Raw genomic sequence first — 14,885 nt, 5'->3', positions numbered from 1 at the left:
TATGCCTATATATGAATTTTTTTGTGAGCAATGTGGACATACCTTTGAGATTATTCAAGGCATAGATGCCCCTGCACCAAATTGTCCAATATGTGGAGGTAAAACAAAAAAATTAATATCATCTATATTTTTTAAAGTAGCTACAGATGAGGCTATTAAACGTGTGGAAAAACGATTTAAGGATTATATTAGATGGGGGAAATATAAGGATGCAGCCAAATTTGCTGATAAGGCTGCTCAATATTTAAAACATGATAAGATTAAAAGGATGCAGGAAAGTATTCAAAAGAAGCTTGAGAAAAAGAAACAAATATGAAATTAATTGGCATAAAGTTAAGAGGAGATAATCGCATTTATAAATTTAGTGCTGATGAGGATATAAAAAAGGGGGATTATGTTATTATAAAATTGGAAAAAGGTGAATGTATTGGAAAGGTAATTGAGTTGTTTGAAGTGCCTGATAATTTTTCATTTCCTAAGATTGAAAGGAAGGCTACAAAAAGTGATATTAAAAAAGATCAAAAAAATGCTGAATTAGAAAAAACAGCATTTCAATTTTGTTCTGAGCGAGTTTTAGCGCATGGACTTGAGATGAAATTAGTTAGAGTAGAATGTCTTTTTGATAGAAGCAAGCTTATATTTTATTACACAGCAGATGGAAGGGTAGATTTTAGAGAATTATTGAAAGATTTAGTTAAAAGATTTCGAATGAGAATAGAATTGCGTCAAATAGGTGTGAGAAATGAAACACAGATGATTGGTGGGATAGGGCCATGTGGAAGAGAATTGTGTTGTAGTCTTTTTTTAAAAAGTTTTGCTACAGTTTCTGTAAAAATGGCAAAAGAACAACATGTTTCTCTTAATCCAGAAAAAATATCTGGTGTTTGTGGTCGATTAATGTGTTGTCTTAATTATGAATTTCCAATTTATCAAGCATTTAAAAAAGGTTTGCCTGCATGCGGTGAAATTATTAAAGTAGGAGATATTGAAGGGAAAATAATAAGGTATAGCCTTCCTAGAAATTCAATGTTTATTGAGACAAAAGAAGGAAGAGAGATAGAAATAAAACTTGAAGAATTAAAAGGAGTGTGTGATTTATGAATCGCTTTTATGTAACTACACCAATTTATTATGTAAATGCTAAACCACATCTTGGTCATGCCTATACTACTATTGTTGCTGATACTATAAATAGATTTTACAAATTAATGGGTTATGAAACATTTTTTCTTACAGGTACTGATGAGCATGGAGATAAAATTGTTCAAGCAGCTAAAGAAGTGGGCAAAACGCCAAAGGAGTATGTGGATGAGATAAGTGATTGTTTTCGTAAGACATGGGCTGATTTAAATATTCAGTATAATAAATTTATCCGCACTACCTTTGAATATCATAAAAAAGTAGTGCAATATGTTTTACAAAGACTTTATGAAAAAGGTGAAATTTATTTAAGTGAATATGAAGGGAAATATTGTTTTGGTTGCGAGAGATTTCTTACAGAAAAAGAATTAGTAGATGGTAAGTGTCCTGACCACAAAATAGAACCTGTTTTGTTAAAAGAGGCAAATTATTTTTTCCGTATGAGCAAATATCAAGATTGGTTGATTGATTATATTAAAACTCATCCTGATTTCATTCAACCAGAAAGATATAGAAATGAAGTTTTAGGTTTTTTGCGTGAACCTTTAGAAGACTTATGTATCTCAAGACCTAAAAAAAGGCTTAGTTGGGGTATAACTTTACCATTTGATAAAAATTTTGTTACTTATGTATGGTTTGATGCCTTACTGAATTATTTATCTGCCATTGATTTTCCAGATGGAGAATTATTTAAAAAGTTTTGGCCAGTAGCAAACCATATTATTGCCAAAGATATTTTAAAACCACATGGAATTTATTGGCCTATTATGTTACATGCAGTAGGTATTGAGCCATATCAACATCTGCATGTGCATGGTTATTGGAATGTGAGGGAGCAAAAGATGTCTAAATCTTTAGGCAATGTAATTTCTCCTTTAGAGATTACTGAAAAATATGGTTTAGATGCCTTTCGTTACTTTCTTTTGCGTGAGATGCCATTTGGTTTGGATGCCAATTTTAGCGAAGAAGGGATGATAGAACGTTTTAATGCTGATTTGGCTAATGATTTGGGGAATTTATTTAGTCGTTCTTTAAGTATGCTTCATAAATATAACAAAGGAATTATTCCAGAATCTTATATAGAGACTGATGCAGAGAAAAAAATTAGGGAACAAGCGCAAAATATGATAGAAATATATGTTCAAGAAATGAAAAATTTTAATTTTCATAAAGCATTAACAAATCTTTGGGAATTTATAAATGCTTTAAATAAATATATTGATTCTTCAGCCCCTTGGACTTTGGCAAAAACTGGTCAAAAGGAAAGATTGAATGCTGTACTTTATACATTAATGGAGGGATTACGTTTAATTGCCTTTTTATTAAAGCCCATAATGCCTGATGCAAGTAAAAAAATGAATGAATTATTAAGTTTAAAAGAAGATTTATCCTGGGATGAGGCTATTAAATGGGGGCAGATAAGACCAGGTATAAAAGTGCAAAAGCCAATTCCTCTTTTTCCAAGAAAGGAATTGCCAAAAGAGATAAAAGTAGAAAAGGGAAAATTGATTACTATTGAAGAATTTTCTCGTATAGATATTCGTGTAGGTGAGATAATTGAAGCAGAAAGATTGCCTAATACAGAAAAATTATTGAAATTAAGGGTTGATTTAGGTGGAGAAAAACGCACTGTTGTAGCAGGTATTGCTAAATTTTATAAACCACAGGATTTAATTGGTAAAAAAGTATTAATAGTTGTAAATTTAAAACCTGCTAAATTGCGTGGAGTAATTTCAGAAGGAATGATTTTAGCTGCATCAGATGGTGAAAATATGGTTTTAACAACAATAGATGGTGATATTAAATCTGGAGCAGAGGTGAGGTGATAATATGAATGATTTGGAAGAAGTCTTTCCCAGAATTAAAAGATTGCCTCCTTATGTCTTTGCAGAAGTAAATAATTTAAAGATGGAAGCAAGAAGGCGGGGAGAGGATATTATTGATTTAGGTATGGGCAATCCAGATCTCCCTACACCTCGTCATATTGTAGATAAATTGATTGAAGCAGCGCAAAAACCACATAATCATCGTTATTCTGCTTCTCGTGGTATTAGAAAACTGCGTGAAGCTATTGCTAACTGGTATAAAAGAAGGTTTGATGTAGATATTGATCCTGAAACAGAAGCAGTAGTAACTATTGGTAGTAAAGAAGGATTTGCTCATCTAATGCTTGTTATGCTTGGCCCTGGCGATTCAGCTTTAGTTCCCAATCCTACCTATCCTATTCATAGTTATGGCATTGTTATTGCTAATGCAGATGTTCATAGTGTACCTCTTATTGAAAACTGTGATTTTTTTGAAGAGCTTATAAAGGCAGTTAAGAAAGCATGGCCACGTCCAAAGTTATTAGTTATTTCTTTTCCACACAATCCTACAACAAAAGTAGTAGACCTTGAATTTTTTCAAAAAATTGTTGATTTTGCTAAAGAAAATAAGATTTGGATAATTCATGATTTTGCTTATGCTGATCTTGTTTATGATGGTTATGTAGCACCAAGTTTTCTTCAAGCAAAAGGGGCAAAGGATGTTGGTGTTGAATTTTTTTCTATGTCCAAAAGTTATAATATGCCTGGTTGGCGTGTAGGTTATTGTGTAGGTAATGCAAAAATTATAAGTGCACTTACTCGCATAAAAAGTTATTTAGACTATGGTATATTTCAACCAATTCAAATTGCCTCTATTATTGCTTTAAATGGTTCTCAAGAATGTGTTCAACAAACTGTACAAATTTATAAAGAAAGAAGAGATGTTTTAGTAGAGGGTTTAAATCGGATTGGTTGGTCAGTAGAAAAACCAAAAGCTACTATGTTTGTTTGGGCTAAAATACCTGAAAAGTTTAGACATTTAGGTTCAGTAGAATTTTCTTTAAGACTTATTCGAGAGGCAAAAGTAGCTGTCTCACCAGGTATTGGTTTTGGTGAATATGGAGATGAATATGTGCGTTTTGCTTTAGTAGAAAATCCTCACAGGATTCGTCAAGCTATAAGAGGTATAAGAAGATTTCTTGAGAGGGGATAGATGGATGCTATCAACATTGGACTTATTGGTCTTGGTACAGTTGGTACAGGTGTAGCAAAAATCCTTATTGAAAATAAGGATTTATTATTAAAACAAGTTGGTGTGCCTTTGGTATTGAAAAAAATAGCAGATAAAGATTTGAAACGTCCTAGACCTGTTGATTTGGCTGGCATTATTCTGACAGAAGATGCAAATGATATTGTAAATGATCCTGAAATTCATATTGTTATTGAACTTATTGGTGGTTATGAGCCAGCAAAGACATTTATTTTAAATGCTATTAAACAGAAAAAACATGTTGTTACAGCTAATAAGGCTTTGTTAGCTGTTCATGGAGAAGAAATTTTTTCTTTAGCAGCTCATTATGGTGTAGATGTAGCTTTTGAAGCAAGTGTTGGAGGTGGTATCCCTTTAATAAAGGGGATAAAGGAGGGGCTTGCTGGAAATAAGATTCTTTGTTTGTTTGGTATATTAAATGGCACAGCCAATTTTATTTTAACTAAAATGACAAAGGAATGTATTCCCTTTGATAAGGCTTTAAAAGAGGCTCAAAAAAGAGGTTATGCTGAAGCAGATCCTTTTTTTGATGTTGAAGGCATTGATAGTGCTCATAAACTTGCTATTCTTATTGCATTAGCCTATGGAATGCCTATAACATTTGATAAAGTTTATATTGAAGGAATAACAAACATTGAACCACTTGATATTGAGTTTGCTAAAGAATTTGGTTATTGCATAAAACTTTTGGCTATTTCTCGATATAATGATAATGGTATTGAAGCAAGAGTACATCCTACAATGATTCCTATAGAGCACCCTCTTGCCAATGTTAATTGGGCTTATAATGCCCTTTTAGTAAAGGGTGATGCAGTAGGCAATGTGCTTTTTTATGGTTTAGGGGCAGGTATGATGCCAGCAGGTAGTGCTGTAGTAAGTGATGTAGTTGATTTAGCAAGAAATATAATTAAAGGTATTAGCCAAAGAGTTCCATCTCTTTCTTTTCTCCCTAGTGAAAGAGAAAAAAAGCCAATTATTTCTATGGATGAAATTATTTGTAAATACTATTTCCGTTTTTTTGCAGTAGATAAACCTGGTGTACTTTCAAAGATTTCTGGTGTATTAGGTAATAATGATATAAGTATTTCTTCAGTAGTGCAAAAAGGTAGAGAAATAAATGGTAAAGTGCCTATTGTTATGCTTACCCATGAGGCAAAGGAGGCAAATGTGAAAAAAGCATTAAAGGAAATAGAAAAACTTGAAGTAGTAAAAGCAAAACCTATTTTTATTCGTATTGAAGACGAATTAAGGATTGAATAATGAAATTTGTCTTTCTTGTTGGTGATGGAATGGGAGATTATCCTATAGATGTTTTAAATAGGAAGACCCCTTTAATGGCTGCTAAGACACCAAACATGGATTTTATTGCCACTCATGGTTCAATAGGTTTGGTAGAAACAGTGCCAGAAGGTATGCCACCTGGCAGTGATGTTGCTAATATGACGCTTATGGGATTTGACCCTAAAATCTATCATACAGGCAGAGGGCCGATAGAGGCAGCAAGTCTTGGTATAAAAGCTTCTAAAGAAGATATTATTTTTAGGTGTAATCTTGTTACATTGACAGAAGAAAGAGGTCGTTTCTTTATGGCTGATTATAGTGCTGAGCATATTTCATCAGAAGAGGCAAAGATTTTAATAGAAGCATTGAATGAAGGTATAAATGATGAAAAATTTAAATTTTTTGCTGGTGTAAGTTATAGGCATATTCTTATCTGGTATAAAGGGAAAAAAGAATTTGAAACATTACCTCCGCATGATGTTATAGAAAAGGATGTTACAGATTATTTCTTCTCTTTACCAGAAGAAATAAGGAGTTTAATGGGTAAAGCAAGATTTATTTTAAAAAAACATCCTATAAACATTTCTCGTATAAATAGAGGATTAAAGCCAGCTAATAGTATATGGCCTTGGGGACAGGGGGAAATACCAGATATGCCTAAATTTGAAGAAAAATTTGGATTAAAAGGGGCAGTAATTTCAGCGGTAGATTTAATTAAAGGTATTGGTATCTTAGCAGGATTGAAAATAATAAATGTACCTGGGGCAACAGGTTATTTTGATACAAATTATAAAGGAAAAGCAGAATATGCACTTTCAGCATTAGAAAAGTTAGATTTTGTTTATGTTCATGTTGAAGCACCAGATGAAGCAGGTCATGAAGGTAATTTAAAGGCAAAAATAGAATCAATTGAAGCATTTGATGAATTTGTAGTTGGTACAATATTAAGAGAAACAAAAGAAAAAGATATAAAAATTCTCGTTACTACTGATCACTATACTCCTATTTCAGTAAGAACACATGTTGCTATGCCAGTGCCATTTGCTATTTTTTATGAAAGAAAATCCAATGTTTCTTTTCGCCCATTTTCTGAAGAAAGTGCTAAGACATCAGGTATCTTTGTTAAGCCAGGTCATCATTTAATAGAATTATTCTTTAAAACAGCCTCCCAAAAATCTTGTATGCTATAATAAAGTTTTGATAGAAGGTATAAACCAAAAGATTATCTCTTAATGGTGGAAGCTATAACCTTAAAATATACTTTGCTGCTGGGATAAAAATGAGAAAGGCAAGTATGATTTTTATTACTCTTTCAGGAATATATTTTTGTGTTCTTGAAATAGCAATTTTCCAATTGGGTGGATAACCTAACAAGTAGTAAAAACATACACCCATTATAGAAGTAGTAAATGTGCCTGTAAGGGTGGTAACATAAATACCGAAATAAGGATAGGGGCTAATAATGCCCCACCCCCAATTCCATAAGCTCCAGAGATAGTTCCAGTAAAAAGAGTAAGTAAAAAGATAACAATAGGTGAAAAAGAAAAATCTTCATAAGCAAAAGAAAATGTGACATTTTTAAAAGACATCTGTTTAATTTGAATTTCAGTAACCACCTGTATTTTCTTTTTTCTTATAAATAATTTAAAGGGTTTGGGATTGGTAGCACTTGCTATAGGAGAAGTAATGCCCAAAAGGCTTATTTGAACAGGCATAAGCAGAAATGCCCCTGAAACCCCAGCCTGTGAAGTAAGAGTAGCAATGATAAAGGATATCAAGGGTAATATAAAAAGAGGGAAATTCATTTCTTTAGAATCTAAATTGAAAGTAAGTGCTGAAGTCAGTCATATTGCGTTGTTTGCCATGGGCTAAACAGTAATCTTTTGCACCATTAGTATACCATACCTGATCAACACCAACTGCTAACCAGGCAGAGTATCCTTTGATGAAGTAATTAAGAAAAATTGAGACACGATTATAGGTAACATCTTCATTATTATAAGCATTATCTGCGTTCATCTGCTCAAATCTCACTGCAATAGCAGGCCTTCCATAACCAATAAATTTATTATAAAGGAATTGCCCTGCAATCCACCAGAATTGACTATCTTCTGACTTACCATCAACTTTATGAGTCTCTTTTGAGTAAATGTATCCAAATTGTAACATAGGGACATATCTATTTTTACTGCCAAATCTCTTCTCCCAAAAACCATCAATAGCAAACATCTCATTATCAAGACCATCCCATATCTCTTCTCTAGAATATCCTATACCAATATTAAATACGTCCTTTTTCCCAAGATAAGAATCTCCCCTTGTCCCTTTAATGGACTTTTCGGGTTTATATCCCAACCAAACAGGAGTAAAGACAAGCCTTAATGTGGGTCTAACACCTTTAAAACCACCCTCATCTGCGCCAAGAGGCTTGTTGTTTGGCTGATTAAATAAACCTAGGTGATATTCAAGCATCCCATTAAAGAAGTATCCAAAGACCGTAATGCCTGGATGTCTAATTTGAAGACAGGTTTCTTTTGTGTTAAGGTATTTATTGACATTACCTTTAAATACGCTATGGATATCATACCTATAAAAATAGTCAGTAGGAATGAGTTTTTTATAATCAGACCTTTGATGATATCTGCTAACAGGTATACGCTGCCTGCCAAATCTTATCCTAAACTCAGAACAAAATAGAAGATTTACACCTGTCTCTTTCATAAAAGCTTTAGTGCTATCCTCCCTTTTTTTACCACTTAGTTTATATGGTTTGTAATAACACTCCCATTGGGTAAAGAATTGAACCAATTTGTTAATCTGACCTTTAACATAAAATTCTGCCTCTGTCATTTCAAAATAATTTTGACGATAATCTATCTCATCGCTTCTTTTATCCCAATTGAAATAAAACAACTGCCCCCTTATAGCAAAATCAGCCCAAGTATCTTTAGAAATTTGGATTCTATACCCATAGGTCAAATTTACCCCAAAAAAGGTAATAATAAACAAAAAAATAAAAAAACGCTTCATTTTTCAGGACTCCTAACGCTAAATTCTAAGGTATCTTCTTTAATACGGAGTTTCTGATCCAAGAAGCTACCCAAAATACCTGTTTGAAAAACAATTTTAGTTTTGCCTGAAACCTTTCCCTCTCTGTTAAACCAAGTCTCCATGGGCACAAAATAATCAGCTCCCTCTCTTTTTACTGCCAAAAAATAGCATTTTGATGGATGATCATTGATAAAACCAGTAACATCAAAGACAAAACTCGTTTTTTCTTTAACACTGACCTTACCTAAATCTAGACCTTGTCTTTTTATTTCTCCTGCCCGTCTGTATTCAGGGAAATCAGGTTCTTCTATATCCTCATCATCAACAATGGGGTCATTTCCTTTGACTTGGGGTTTATCAGAAAAAAACAGATGATATGTTTGAGGTCTATTTGGTTTTGCAATAAAAGTTATATAAAATAGAGTTTTTCCAATCTTCAGTGGTTGAGAAAGCGCAATTGAAGAAAATATGCATAATACTGAAAGAGATATAACCAAAAGGTTCATTTTTATCAGGTTCAAAAATCCCCTCAGTCTGCTTAGACTGAGGGGATTTATAACTATTAAGCAGTTTGATATGGCTTTTTTTGAAGCTTTTCTATATCAGAGAGGTCTACATCTGGTGGAGGTAGATATGAACTCTCCTTTGCCGCTGCTTTTTTTATCTCATCAGCCCGAGCCAAGACACTATCAAATACCTCTTTACCAATAGATTTATGTTTTACAATCTCTTCAAAAAGTACCCTATTAAATGCTATAGGCAGATCCGTAATCGCTCCTCTGGTATCAATTCTAGATGAAGTAAATGCTTCCATTATCCATTTCTCAGCATCCTCAGGTACCTCTATATTAAGAGCTTTTAGTGCACCTCCAAAGAGGTCTGAAATTTTATCTTCAAGCCCAGTCCCTTTTAATGCATCTAACCTTTTTTCATCTAAAAGAATGGCAATAAAATGAGCCATTTTTCCCTCCTTACTGGATTTTTTAAATTTCCATATGTGGTAAGTCTACTTCTAATTCTTTTTCCTTTTTCTTTACATATTCTTCATTACAGAAAGGATAACCAAATTTTTTCCACCATTTAACAATCACCTTATATACTTCAGGTCTAAAGATAACCTTAGGTGGAAAGACACCTTCTGCCACCATGCCCCTTACAAAACTACCGCTAAATTTTTGTTTTTCTTTTGTATGATTACAAGTTCCACTGTATGCAATCTCTCCACACTTAGGGCAGTACCAGAACTCAGCCATATTCTGAGGTCTTATCTGAAGGCCATATGGAACATCTGTAATGGGTGCGGGAAATCCAAAGCTAGGTATCCCCTTACCCCAAAGTATCTGTGTTGCATACATATCATAGTACTCACCGACAGCTGCATGGTCTCTTCCAAACATATGATGTGTGCAACCCATATTCTGCCTTATTATCCCATGCAAAATAGATTCAAGAGGGTTCCCATACCTCATATCCCACAGGCATATTGTTACTAGGTGCCTTTCTGGCTTTATATAACCTGCAAGGTGTAACATTTCATGACCTTCAACTATAGCCTCATCTGGATAATCTCCTCTCCTTTTAACACCAATTATGGCATTTACCTGTATACCATGGCATGGCTCTATATCTCCCATATAAGCGGCATTCTTCATGAGGAACTCATGACCAACATGTGGGACATTTCTTGTCTGATGATTTATGACAGTTCTCCATCCCCTCTTATCATATTCCTCCCTTGATTTTCTAGGGGGATACCAAAATCTATCAAAAGGTGGCTTAAATTTAGGCTCATTTATTATTGTATATTTTCCAGCAAGCACCACTGGGTTAAGGCTCCTATAAATAACCCAACCTGGATGTTTTTTATCAAATCGTTGTCTTACAACTTCTGGGTTATCTTCAGGTGTACCAAATGTTTTATGGGCAAGTTCTTCTGGGTTATCAATCCTCCATACCTCTTCAACATCAAGTACGGCAAAGGGCTCTCCTTTAAGCCTAAGGAGCACCCTATCCCCTGATGTTACACCCAGCTTTTTGTAGTCCTCTTCACTGATGTCAAAGACCAATGGATAAGGGAATACCCAATCATTCAGAAGCCTCCTTTCCTTTAATATCCTCTCAACCTCTGCCTGTGTCATAGACCCCTCAACAGGGCTAAAAAATCCATAGCATATAGACATTATTTCCCTATAGACATTTCTTACAGGCACACCTGTCTCAAAGTGAAGCGTGGGCTTAATATCATAAACCGGACAACCTTTTGCCATCTTTTTTGCCAGCTCAGGATTTCTTACAACCCTTTCTACTAGCCTTCCCCCATGAGGCAAAGGTCTTTCAATCTTTAGCATTGTATACCTCCTCAATTATTTTTTTAAAAAAATCTCATTTTCTATGAGTCAACCAGTTTATATCCTCCTACACCAGCCGCCCTGCCCCCACTGGTTACCTTCCCTTCCTTTTCTAGTTCCTTTATTAATTTCATGACAATGCGTCTGTCTATCCCAGTACCTTTAGCAATCTCTGCTTGGGTAGCCACTCCTTTTCCTCCAATACTCTTCAAAAAATCTATTATTTTTTGTTTTTTTTCTTCCATCTTATCCTCCTAATGACGAAGTGAAATTATTCCCAAGGCACTTAATGTCAATATCACTGTAACCGTTGCTGCTAAAATGAAAAATAAAGTCCCTATTTTCCCTTTACTAGTAAGCATTGTTATGCAAGCTGCCCACATTCCAAAAACCGCTGAAAGACAGCATATACCTACACCAAGCATGGCGATTGCATCACTATATGAGAGTTTATGCAGATACCAATGCCCATGGACCATCTTTCCAGTAGCCATCTTCCATATCTCAGGGGCGGTCTTGCCTGACCAAAGCTGTGACAAGAGGAATTTTGCATTTATAAATTGGTGTATCCCTCCAAGATAAAGGACTATCCCAATGATACCAATTATCATTCCAGCAATGGCTATCCAGTAAGCAAAGTCCCCATAGACAATGCCTGCTAATGGTGGTTTTGGTCTCTCTTCCATAATCCACCTCCTATGCCATACCCCATAATTTTATGGCTTTTAATATCAACCTTATGCCTGCAAAGAACATGATTACTATGATTATCCACCTAACAAATCCAGCCTTTACCTTAAGCATAATCTTTGCCCCTATAAGGGTGCCAACTATAAGACCAATCATGCATGGTACAGCAAAGAGTGGAAATATACCCCCACCCATAATATATGGCCAGATAGCTGCTGTATCTCCTATTCCAATCAATACCTTGCTGCATGTAGCGGCTACCTTTAGTGGTGCAAGCATTACCAGATTAAATACAGGAACCATGGCCCAGCCTGCACCAAGTCCAAAAAAACCAGAGATTAGACCAGTACCACAGAAGAGAAGAAGTGCAATATGAGAATTTTTCACCTTATAGTCCACTACAGTTTTTAGTGACTCTTCCCAATAGGCCATGGCAAGTCCAATCCTTTCTGTAAAGCTGTCCACATTCTTTACTTCTGGATACTCTATTCTCTTTCCTGCAAATATAAATAGAAGACCTATCCCAATTACAAGAAGACCTAGTGCACCTCTGACAAATGCCTCACCCTTTATGCCCATGGTAGCCTTCACATACCCTGCAAGCAGAGCACCAATGACACAACAAACTGCATAAGGTGCTGCTGACCAAAACAAGATCTTTATATTGGCAATACCCCTTCTCAAAAATGGCCTTGCTGCTACAAGTGCACCTGACATGGCTACAAAAAGCCCTGTAGCCCTGACAATAAATGAATCTATAGGGGTAAATCCCATCATAACTGGTGTGAATATAACGCCCCCACCAACGCCTGCCAGCACAGCGAAGATGCCTATGATTATGCACACAATAAGGAATATAAAGAAAAACAATACTGGATTCATTCCTGTTGTTTGTTGTGCTACCTCTGCTGCATAGGCTGTGACTGCACTAAAAATTAGAATCAGAAATATCAAAAATCCTTTCTTAATCATCTGACATTTCCTCCTGTTTTTCTTTTTGAACTTACTCAAAAAGTGTGCCAATTAAAAAGTTATAAGAATACACCAAATCAATAGACAGACGTCAAACATTTGTGGACACACCTTTGTTAAGTGTCTACAAAAAGGAGACAAGACTAAAGGTAAACCCAAAGTCCAAGATTGTTCTGGGAGATAATTTTATCATTGCAAAATTAAAAAATTTACCAATGTCACTTTTTTGTTAGCACATTTTTTGAATTAAATAGAGAAAAAACGCAAAGCTTTTAGACCAAACTAATTTGTGTTAAAATAATTATAATGCGTAGAAAAGGCTTCTTGGTTATTGTTGGTTTGTGTATTTGTGTGGTTCTTATAATTGCATTCTTTTTTGGTCTGTATTCTGCAAGGGATTTAAAGAGGATTGTAAGTGAGCAGTTTAATGGACAGCAACTCATTTTGGCCCGTCAAGCAGCGCATGAGATAGAGAATAGCCTAAATTATGCTATGCAGGAATTGATATCTATTAGATATATTGTTCAACAGGGTATGCCTATTTCTAAAACATTGTTAGAGGGGGTCTATGAACGTGTAAAAGAAAAAGGTATAGATAGTGTGGGGATAGTAGATATAAATGGTAAGACATTGATAAGTGCAGGAAGAGACTTAATCAAGAACCTTTCCTCTTTGTTTCAGAAAAAAAGACTAACTGGTCCCTTTTTGCATTTTTTGACACTAAAGAAAAATCAAATTTTGGTTTTGGCTTGTCCTTTAACTGAAGATAAAATAGCAGTCTTTTTGGTAGATGTCTACAAATTGGTAAAGGGCCATGTAGATAAGATTCGTTCTGGCAAGACCGGCTATGCATGGGTAATTGATCAAAATGGATATTTTATCTTTCACCCTATCAAGAAATTTGTAGGAAAGAATGCATTTAAGGCAAGGCATGAGGAAGCTCCATATTTTCCCTTTAAAAAGATAGATATACTACAGAAAAAGATGCTTAATGGAGAAGAAGGTACAGGAGAATATGCTTCCCTATGGCATGGAGAAACAAAAAAATACTTTAATAAACTTGTTGCCTATACGCCTATACACCTACCTTATACATCAACTATATGGTCTGTAGCTGTTTGTGCCCCAGAACAGGAGGTAAATGCTGTTATCCATAGAGCTTACCTTAGGCACTTCTTTTTGCAGGGTGCGGTAATCTTTGCATTATTATTAGTAGGTCTTTTTTTGCTTATCTCTGAAAGAAGATTTAGTAATCTATTAAAAGAAGAAGTAGCCAGAAAAACAGAAATTCTAAAAAAATCAGAAAAAAGATACAGACTCCTTATAGAGGGGGCAGATGACTTGATCTTTACCTTAGATTTAAATGGAAGACTCATTTCTGCAAATAAGGCGACTTTAAGCTTTTTCTCAAAAGATAAGGAAATTTTGGGTATGGATTTTAGGATGCTTTTTCATTGGTCAGAACAGCAGAGTAAAGGGGTTCTAGAACAACTCTCCCGTGGGCAAACTGTAAATATGGAACATACAATTGAGGTAAATAGTCAAAAATATTGGTTAAATACAAAGTTTATGCCCCTTAATCTAGGAGATATTAAAGAGATTCTGTGTATTGCTAGGGATATCACAGAGATTAAACAGGCAGAGGAACAATTGGTAAATGCTGAAAAATTGGCTTCCATAGGTACATTGGCTGCAGGGGTTGCTCATGAAATCAATAATCCACTGGGGATCATTATTGGTTTTTGTAATCTACTTATGGAAAATACACCCAAAGAATCACAGTCATATAAAGACCTTAAGACCATAGAAAAACATGCCTTACACTGTAAGAATATTGTAGAAAACTTACTAAATTTTGCACGGACAAAGGATGATGGGTATAAAATAGCAGATGTAAATAAAAGTTTGGAAGGTCTTTTAAACATTGTCAAACATACATTAGAGGTAAATAATATTGAACTTCACACAGACTTTGCCAAAAATTTACCGCTAGTAAGGGGGGATGAACAGGAACTGCAACAGGTATTTTTGAACCTTATTACAAATGCTATGGATGCCATGGACAGCAAAGGGAGACTTTTTATTAGTACAAAGTTTAATCTAGATACAAGGTGTGTAGAGATATCCTTTCAGGATACAGGTTGTGGTATTAGAGAGGAATTAATAGAAAGGATTTTTGACCCATTTTTTACTACCAAAGAAAAAGGGACAGGCCTTGGTCTTTCCATTAGCTATGGGATTGTAAAAAAATATGGTGGGACAATTATTTGTAAAAATCAAAAGAAAGGAGTAACATTTATTGTTAGTTTACCCATAGCTGAGGAATAA

At 34.8% G+C, this 14,885-nt stretch carries 16 protein-coding genes; 7 read left to right on the top strand and 9 right to left on the bottom strand.

The window, feature by feature from the left end; all coding sequences use genetic code 11:
* Position 1: 1 nt before the first annotated feature.
* Genes LWW95_03140 through LWW95_03115 form a run of 6 tightly spaced genes read left to right on the top strand, consistent with a single transcriptional unit; the run spans position 2 to position 6,686 of the window.
* Positions 2 to 316 carry a zinc ribbon domain-containing protein gene (locus LWW95_03140; GenBank protein ID MDL1956036.1) on the top strand — a complete coding sequence of 105 codons (315 nt, stop codon included), beginning with the start codon at positions 2 to 4 and terminating at the stop codon, positions 314 to 316.
* The gene (locus LWW95_03135) at positions 313 to 1,101 is read left to right on the top strand and encodes a stage 0 sporulation protein (protein MDL1956035.1); all 789 of its coding nucleotides are present in this window, start codon (positions 313 to 315) and stop codon (positions 1,099 to 1,101) included. Before LWW95_03140 ends, LWW95_03135 begins: the two co-directional genes overlap by 4 nt.
* The gene (metG, locus tag LWW95_03130) at positions 1,098 to 2,966 is read left to right on the top strand and encodes a methionine--tRNA ligase (protein ID MDL1956034.1); all 1,869 of its coding nucleotides are present in this window, start codon (positions 1,098 to 1,100) and stop codon (positions 2,964 to 2,966) included. The genes LWW95_03135 and metG overlap by 4 nt, the downstream gene beginning before the upstream one ends.
* A 4-nt stretch (positions 2,967 to 2,970) precedes the next feature.
* Entirely contained in the window at positions 2,971 to 4,158 is a 1,188-nt protein-coding gene (alaC, locus tag LWW95_03125) for an alanine transaminase (GenBank protein MDL1956033.1), read from the top strand.
* A complete protein-coding gene (locus LWW95_03120) occupies positions 4,159 to 5,475 on the top strand; it encodes a homoserine dehydrogenase (protein MDL1956032.1) in 1,317 nt (438 codons plus the stop codon).
* On the top strand, positions 5,475 to 6,686 hold the full coding sequence (locus tag LWW95_03115) for a cofactor-independent phosphoglycerate mutase (GenBank protein MDL1956031.1): 1,212 nt from the start codon (positions 5,475 to 5,477) through the stop codon (positions 6,684 to 6,686). Before LWW95_03120 ends, LWW95_03115 begins: the two co-directional genes overlap by 1 nt.
* 52 nt (positions 6,687 to 6,738) lie before the next feature.
* Here the strand turns inward: LWW95_03115 and LWW95_03110 are convergent, their stop codons facing one another.
* Genes LWW95_03110 through LWW95_03070 form a run of 9 tightly spaced genes read right to left on the bottom strand, consistent with a single transcriptional unit; the run spans position 6,739 to position 12,557 of the window.
* Complete coding sequence (locus LWW95_03110; GenBank protein MDL1956030.1) at positions 6,739 to 6,891, bottom strand: hypothetical protein; 153 nt, start codon at positions 6,889 to 6,891, stop codon at positions 6,739 to 6,741.
* On the bottom strand, positions 6,891 to 7,301 hold the full coding sequence (locus LWW95_03105) for a hypothetical protein (protein ID MDL1956029.1): 411 nt from the start codon (positions 7,299 to 7,301) through the stop codon (positions 6,891 to 6,893). The genes LWW95_03110 and LWW95_03105 overlap by 1 nt, the downstream gene beginning before the upstream one ends.
* Before the next feature lie 4 nt (positions 7,302 to 7,305).
* Positions 7,306 to 8,526: a hypothetical protein gene (locus LWW95_03100; GenBank protein ID MDL1956028.1), complete on the bottom strand. Its 1,221-nt coding sequence runs from the start codon at positions 8,524 to 8,526 to the stop codon at positions 7,306 to 7,308.
* The gene (locus tag LWW95_03095; GenBank protein MDL1956027.1) at positions 8,523 to 9,068 is read right to left on the bottom strand and encodes a hypothetical protein; all 546 of its coding nucleotides are present in this window, start codon (positions 9,066 to 9,068) and stop codon (positions 8,523 to 8,525) included. The genes LWW95_03100 and LWW95_03095 overlap by 4 nt, the downstream gene beginning before the upstream one ends.
* A 41-nt stretch (positions 9,069 to 9,109) precedes the next feature.
* Complete coding sequence (locus LWW95_03090; protein ID MDL1956026.1) at positions 9,110 to 9,508, bottom strand: hypothetical protein; 399 nt, start codon at positions 9,506 to 9,508, stop codon at positions 9,110 to 9,112.
* A 22-nt stretch (positions 9,509 to 9,530) separates the two neighbouring features.
* Entirely contained in the window at positions 9,531 to 10,895 is a 1,365-nt protein-coding gene (gene sat, locus LWW95_03085) for a sulfate adenylyltransferase (protein ID MDL1956025.1), read from the bottom strand.
* 41 nt (positions 10,896 to 10,936) lie between these two features.
* Positions 10,937 to 11,140: a winged helix-turn-helix transcriptional regulator gene (locus tag LWW95_03080; GenBank protein MDL1956024.1), complete on the bottom strand. Its 204-nt coding sequence runs from the start codon at positions 11,138 to 11,140 to the stop codon at positions 10,937 to 10,939.
* 9 nt (positions 11,141 to 11,149) lie between these two features.
* Complete coding sequence (locus tag LWW95_03075; GenBank protein ID MDL1956023.1) at positions 11,150 to 11,581, bottom strand: DUF1634 domain-containing protein; 432 nt, start codon at positions 11,579 to 11,581, stop codon at positions 11,150 to 11,152.
* A gap of 10 nt (positions 11,582 to 11,591) precedes the next feature.
* Positions 11,592 to 12,557, bottom strand: a complete 966-nt coding sequence (locus LWW95_03070) for a sulfite exporter TauE/SafE family protein (protein ID MDL1956022.1) — start codon at positions 12,555 to 12,557, stop codon at positions 11,592 to 11,594.
* 306 nt (positions 12,558 to 12,863) lie between these two features.
* On the opposite strand from LWW95_03070, the gene LWW95_03065 reads away from it, so the two are divergent.
* Positions 12,864 to 14,885 carry an ATP-binding protein gene (locus LWW95_03065; GenBank protein MDL1956021.1) on the top strand — a complete coding sequence of 674 codons (2,022 nt, stop codon included), beginning with the start codon at positions 12,864 to 12,866 and terminating at the stop codon, positions 14,883 to 14,885.

Origin of the sequence: Candidatus Desulfofervidus auxilii, assembly GCA_030262725.1 — a bacterium.
Lineage (GTDB): Bacteria > Desulfobacterota > Desulfofervidia > Desulfofervidales > Desulfofervidaceae > JAJSZS01.
The sequence above is the reverse complement of the archived record's forward strand: the minus strand, read 5'-3'. Positions and strand labels throughout refer to the sequence as shown.

Coding starts and splice junctions, on each gene's coding strand:
- LWW95_03110 (MDL1956030.1), bottom strand. CDS start 6,891: ATGGGTGTATGTTTTTACTACTTGTTAGGTTATCCACCCAATTGGAAA.
- metG (MDL1956034.1), top strand. CDS start 1,098: ATGAATCGCTTTTATGTAACTACACCAATTTATTATGTAAATGCTAAA.
- LWW95_03120 (MDL1956032.1), top strand. CDS start 4,159: ATGGATGCTATCAACATTGGACTTATTGGTCTTGGTACAGTTGGTACA.
- LWW95_03075 (MDL1956023.1), bottom strand. CDS start 11,581: ATGGAAGAGAGACCAAAACCACCATTAGCAGGCATTGTCTATGGGGAC.
- LWW95_03140 (MDL1956036.1), top strand. CDS start 2: ATGCCTATATATGAATTTTTTTGTGAGCAATGTGGACATACCTTTGAG.
- LWW95_03070 (MDL1956022.1), bottom strand. CDS start 12,557: ATGATTAAGAAAGGATTTTTGATATTTCTGATTCTAATTTTTAGTGCA.
- LWW95_03065 (MDL1956021.1), top strand. CDS start 12,864: ATGCGTAGAAAAGGCTTCTTGGTTATTGTTGGTTTGTGTATTTGTGTG.
- sat (MDL1956025.1), bottom strand. CDS start 10,895: ATGCTAAAGATTGAAAGACCTTTGCCTCATGGGGGAAGGCTAGTAGAA.
- LWW95_03100 (MDL1956028.1), bottom strand. CDS start 8,526: ATGAAGCGTTTTTTTATTTTTTTGTTTATTATTACCTTTTTTGGGGTA.
- LWW95_03115 (MDL1956031.1), top strand. CDS start 5,475: ATGAAATTTGTCTTTCTTGTTGGTGATGGAATGGGAGATTATCCTATA.
- LWW95_03135 (MDL1956035.1), top strand. CDS start 313: ATGAAATTAATTGGCATAAAGTTAAGAGGAGATAATCGCATTTATAAA.
- alaC (MDL1956033.1), top strand. CDS start 2,971: ATGAATGATTTGGAAGAAGTCTTTCCCAGAATTAAAAGATTGCCTCCT.
- LWW95_03080 (MDL1956024.1), bottom strand. CDS start 11,140: ATGGAAGAAAAAAAACAAAAAATAATAGATTTTTTGAAGAGTATTGGA.
- LWW95_03090 (MDL1956026.1), bottom strand. CDS start 9,508: ATGGCTCATTTTATTGCCATTCTTTTAGATGAAAAAAGGTTAGATGCA.
- LWW95_03105 (MDL1956029.1), bottom strand. CDS start 7,301: ATGAATTTCCCTCTTTTTATATTACCCTTGATATCCTTTATCATTGCT.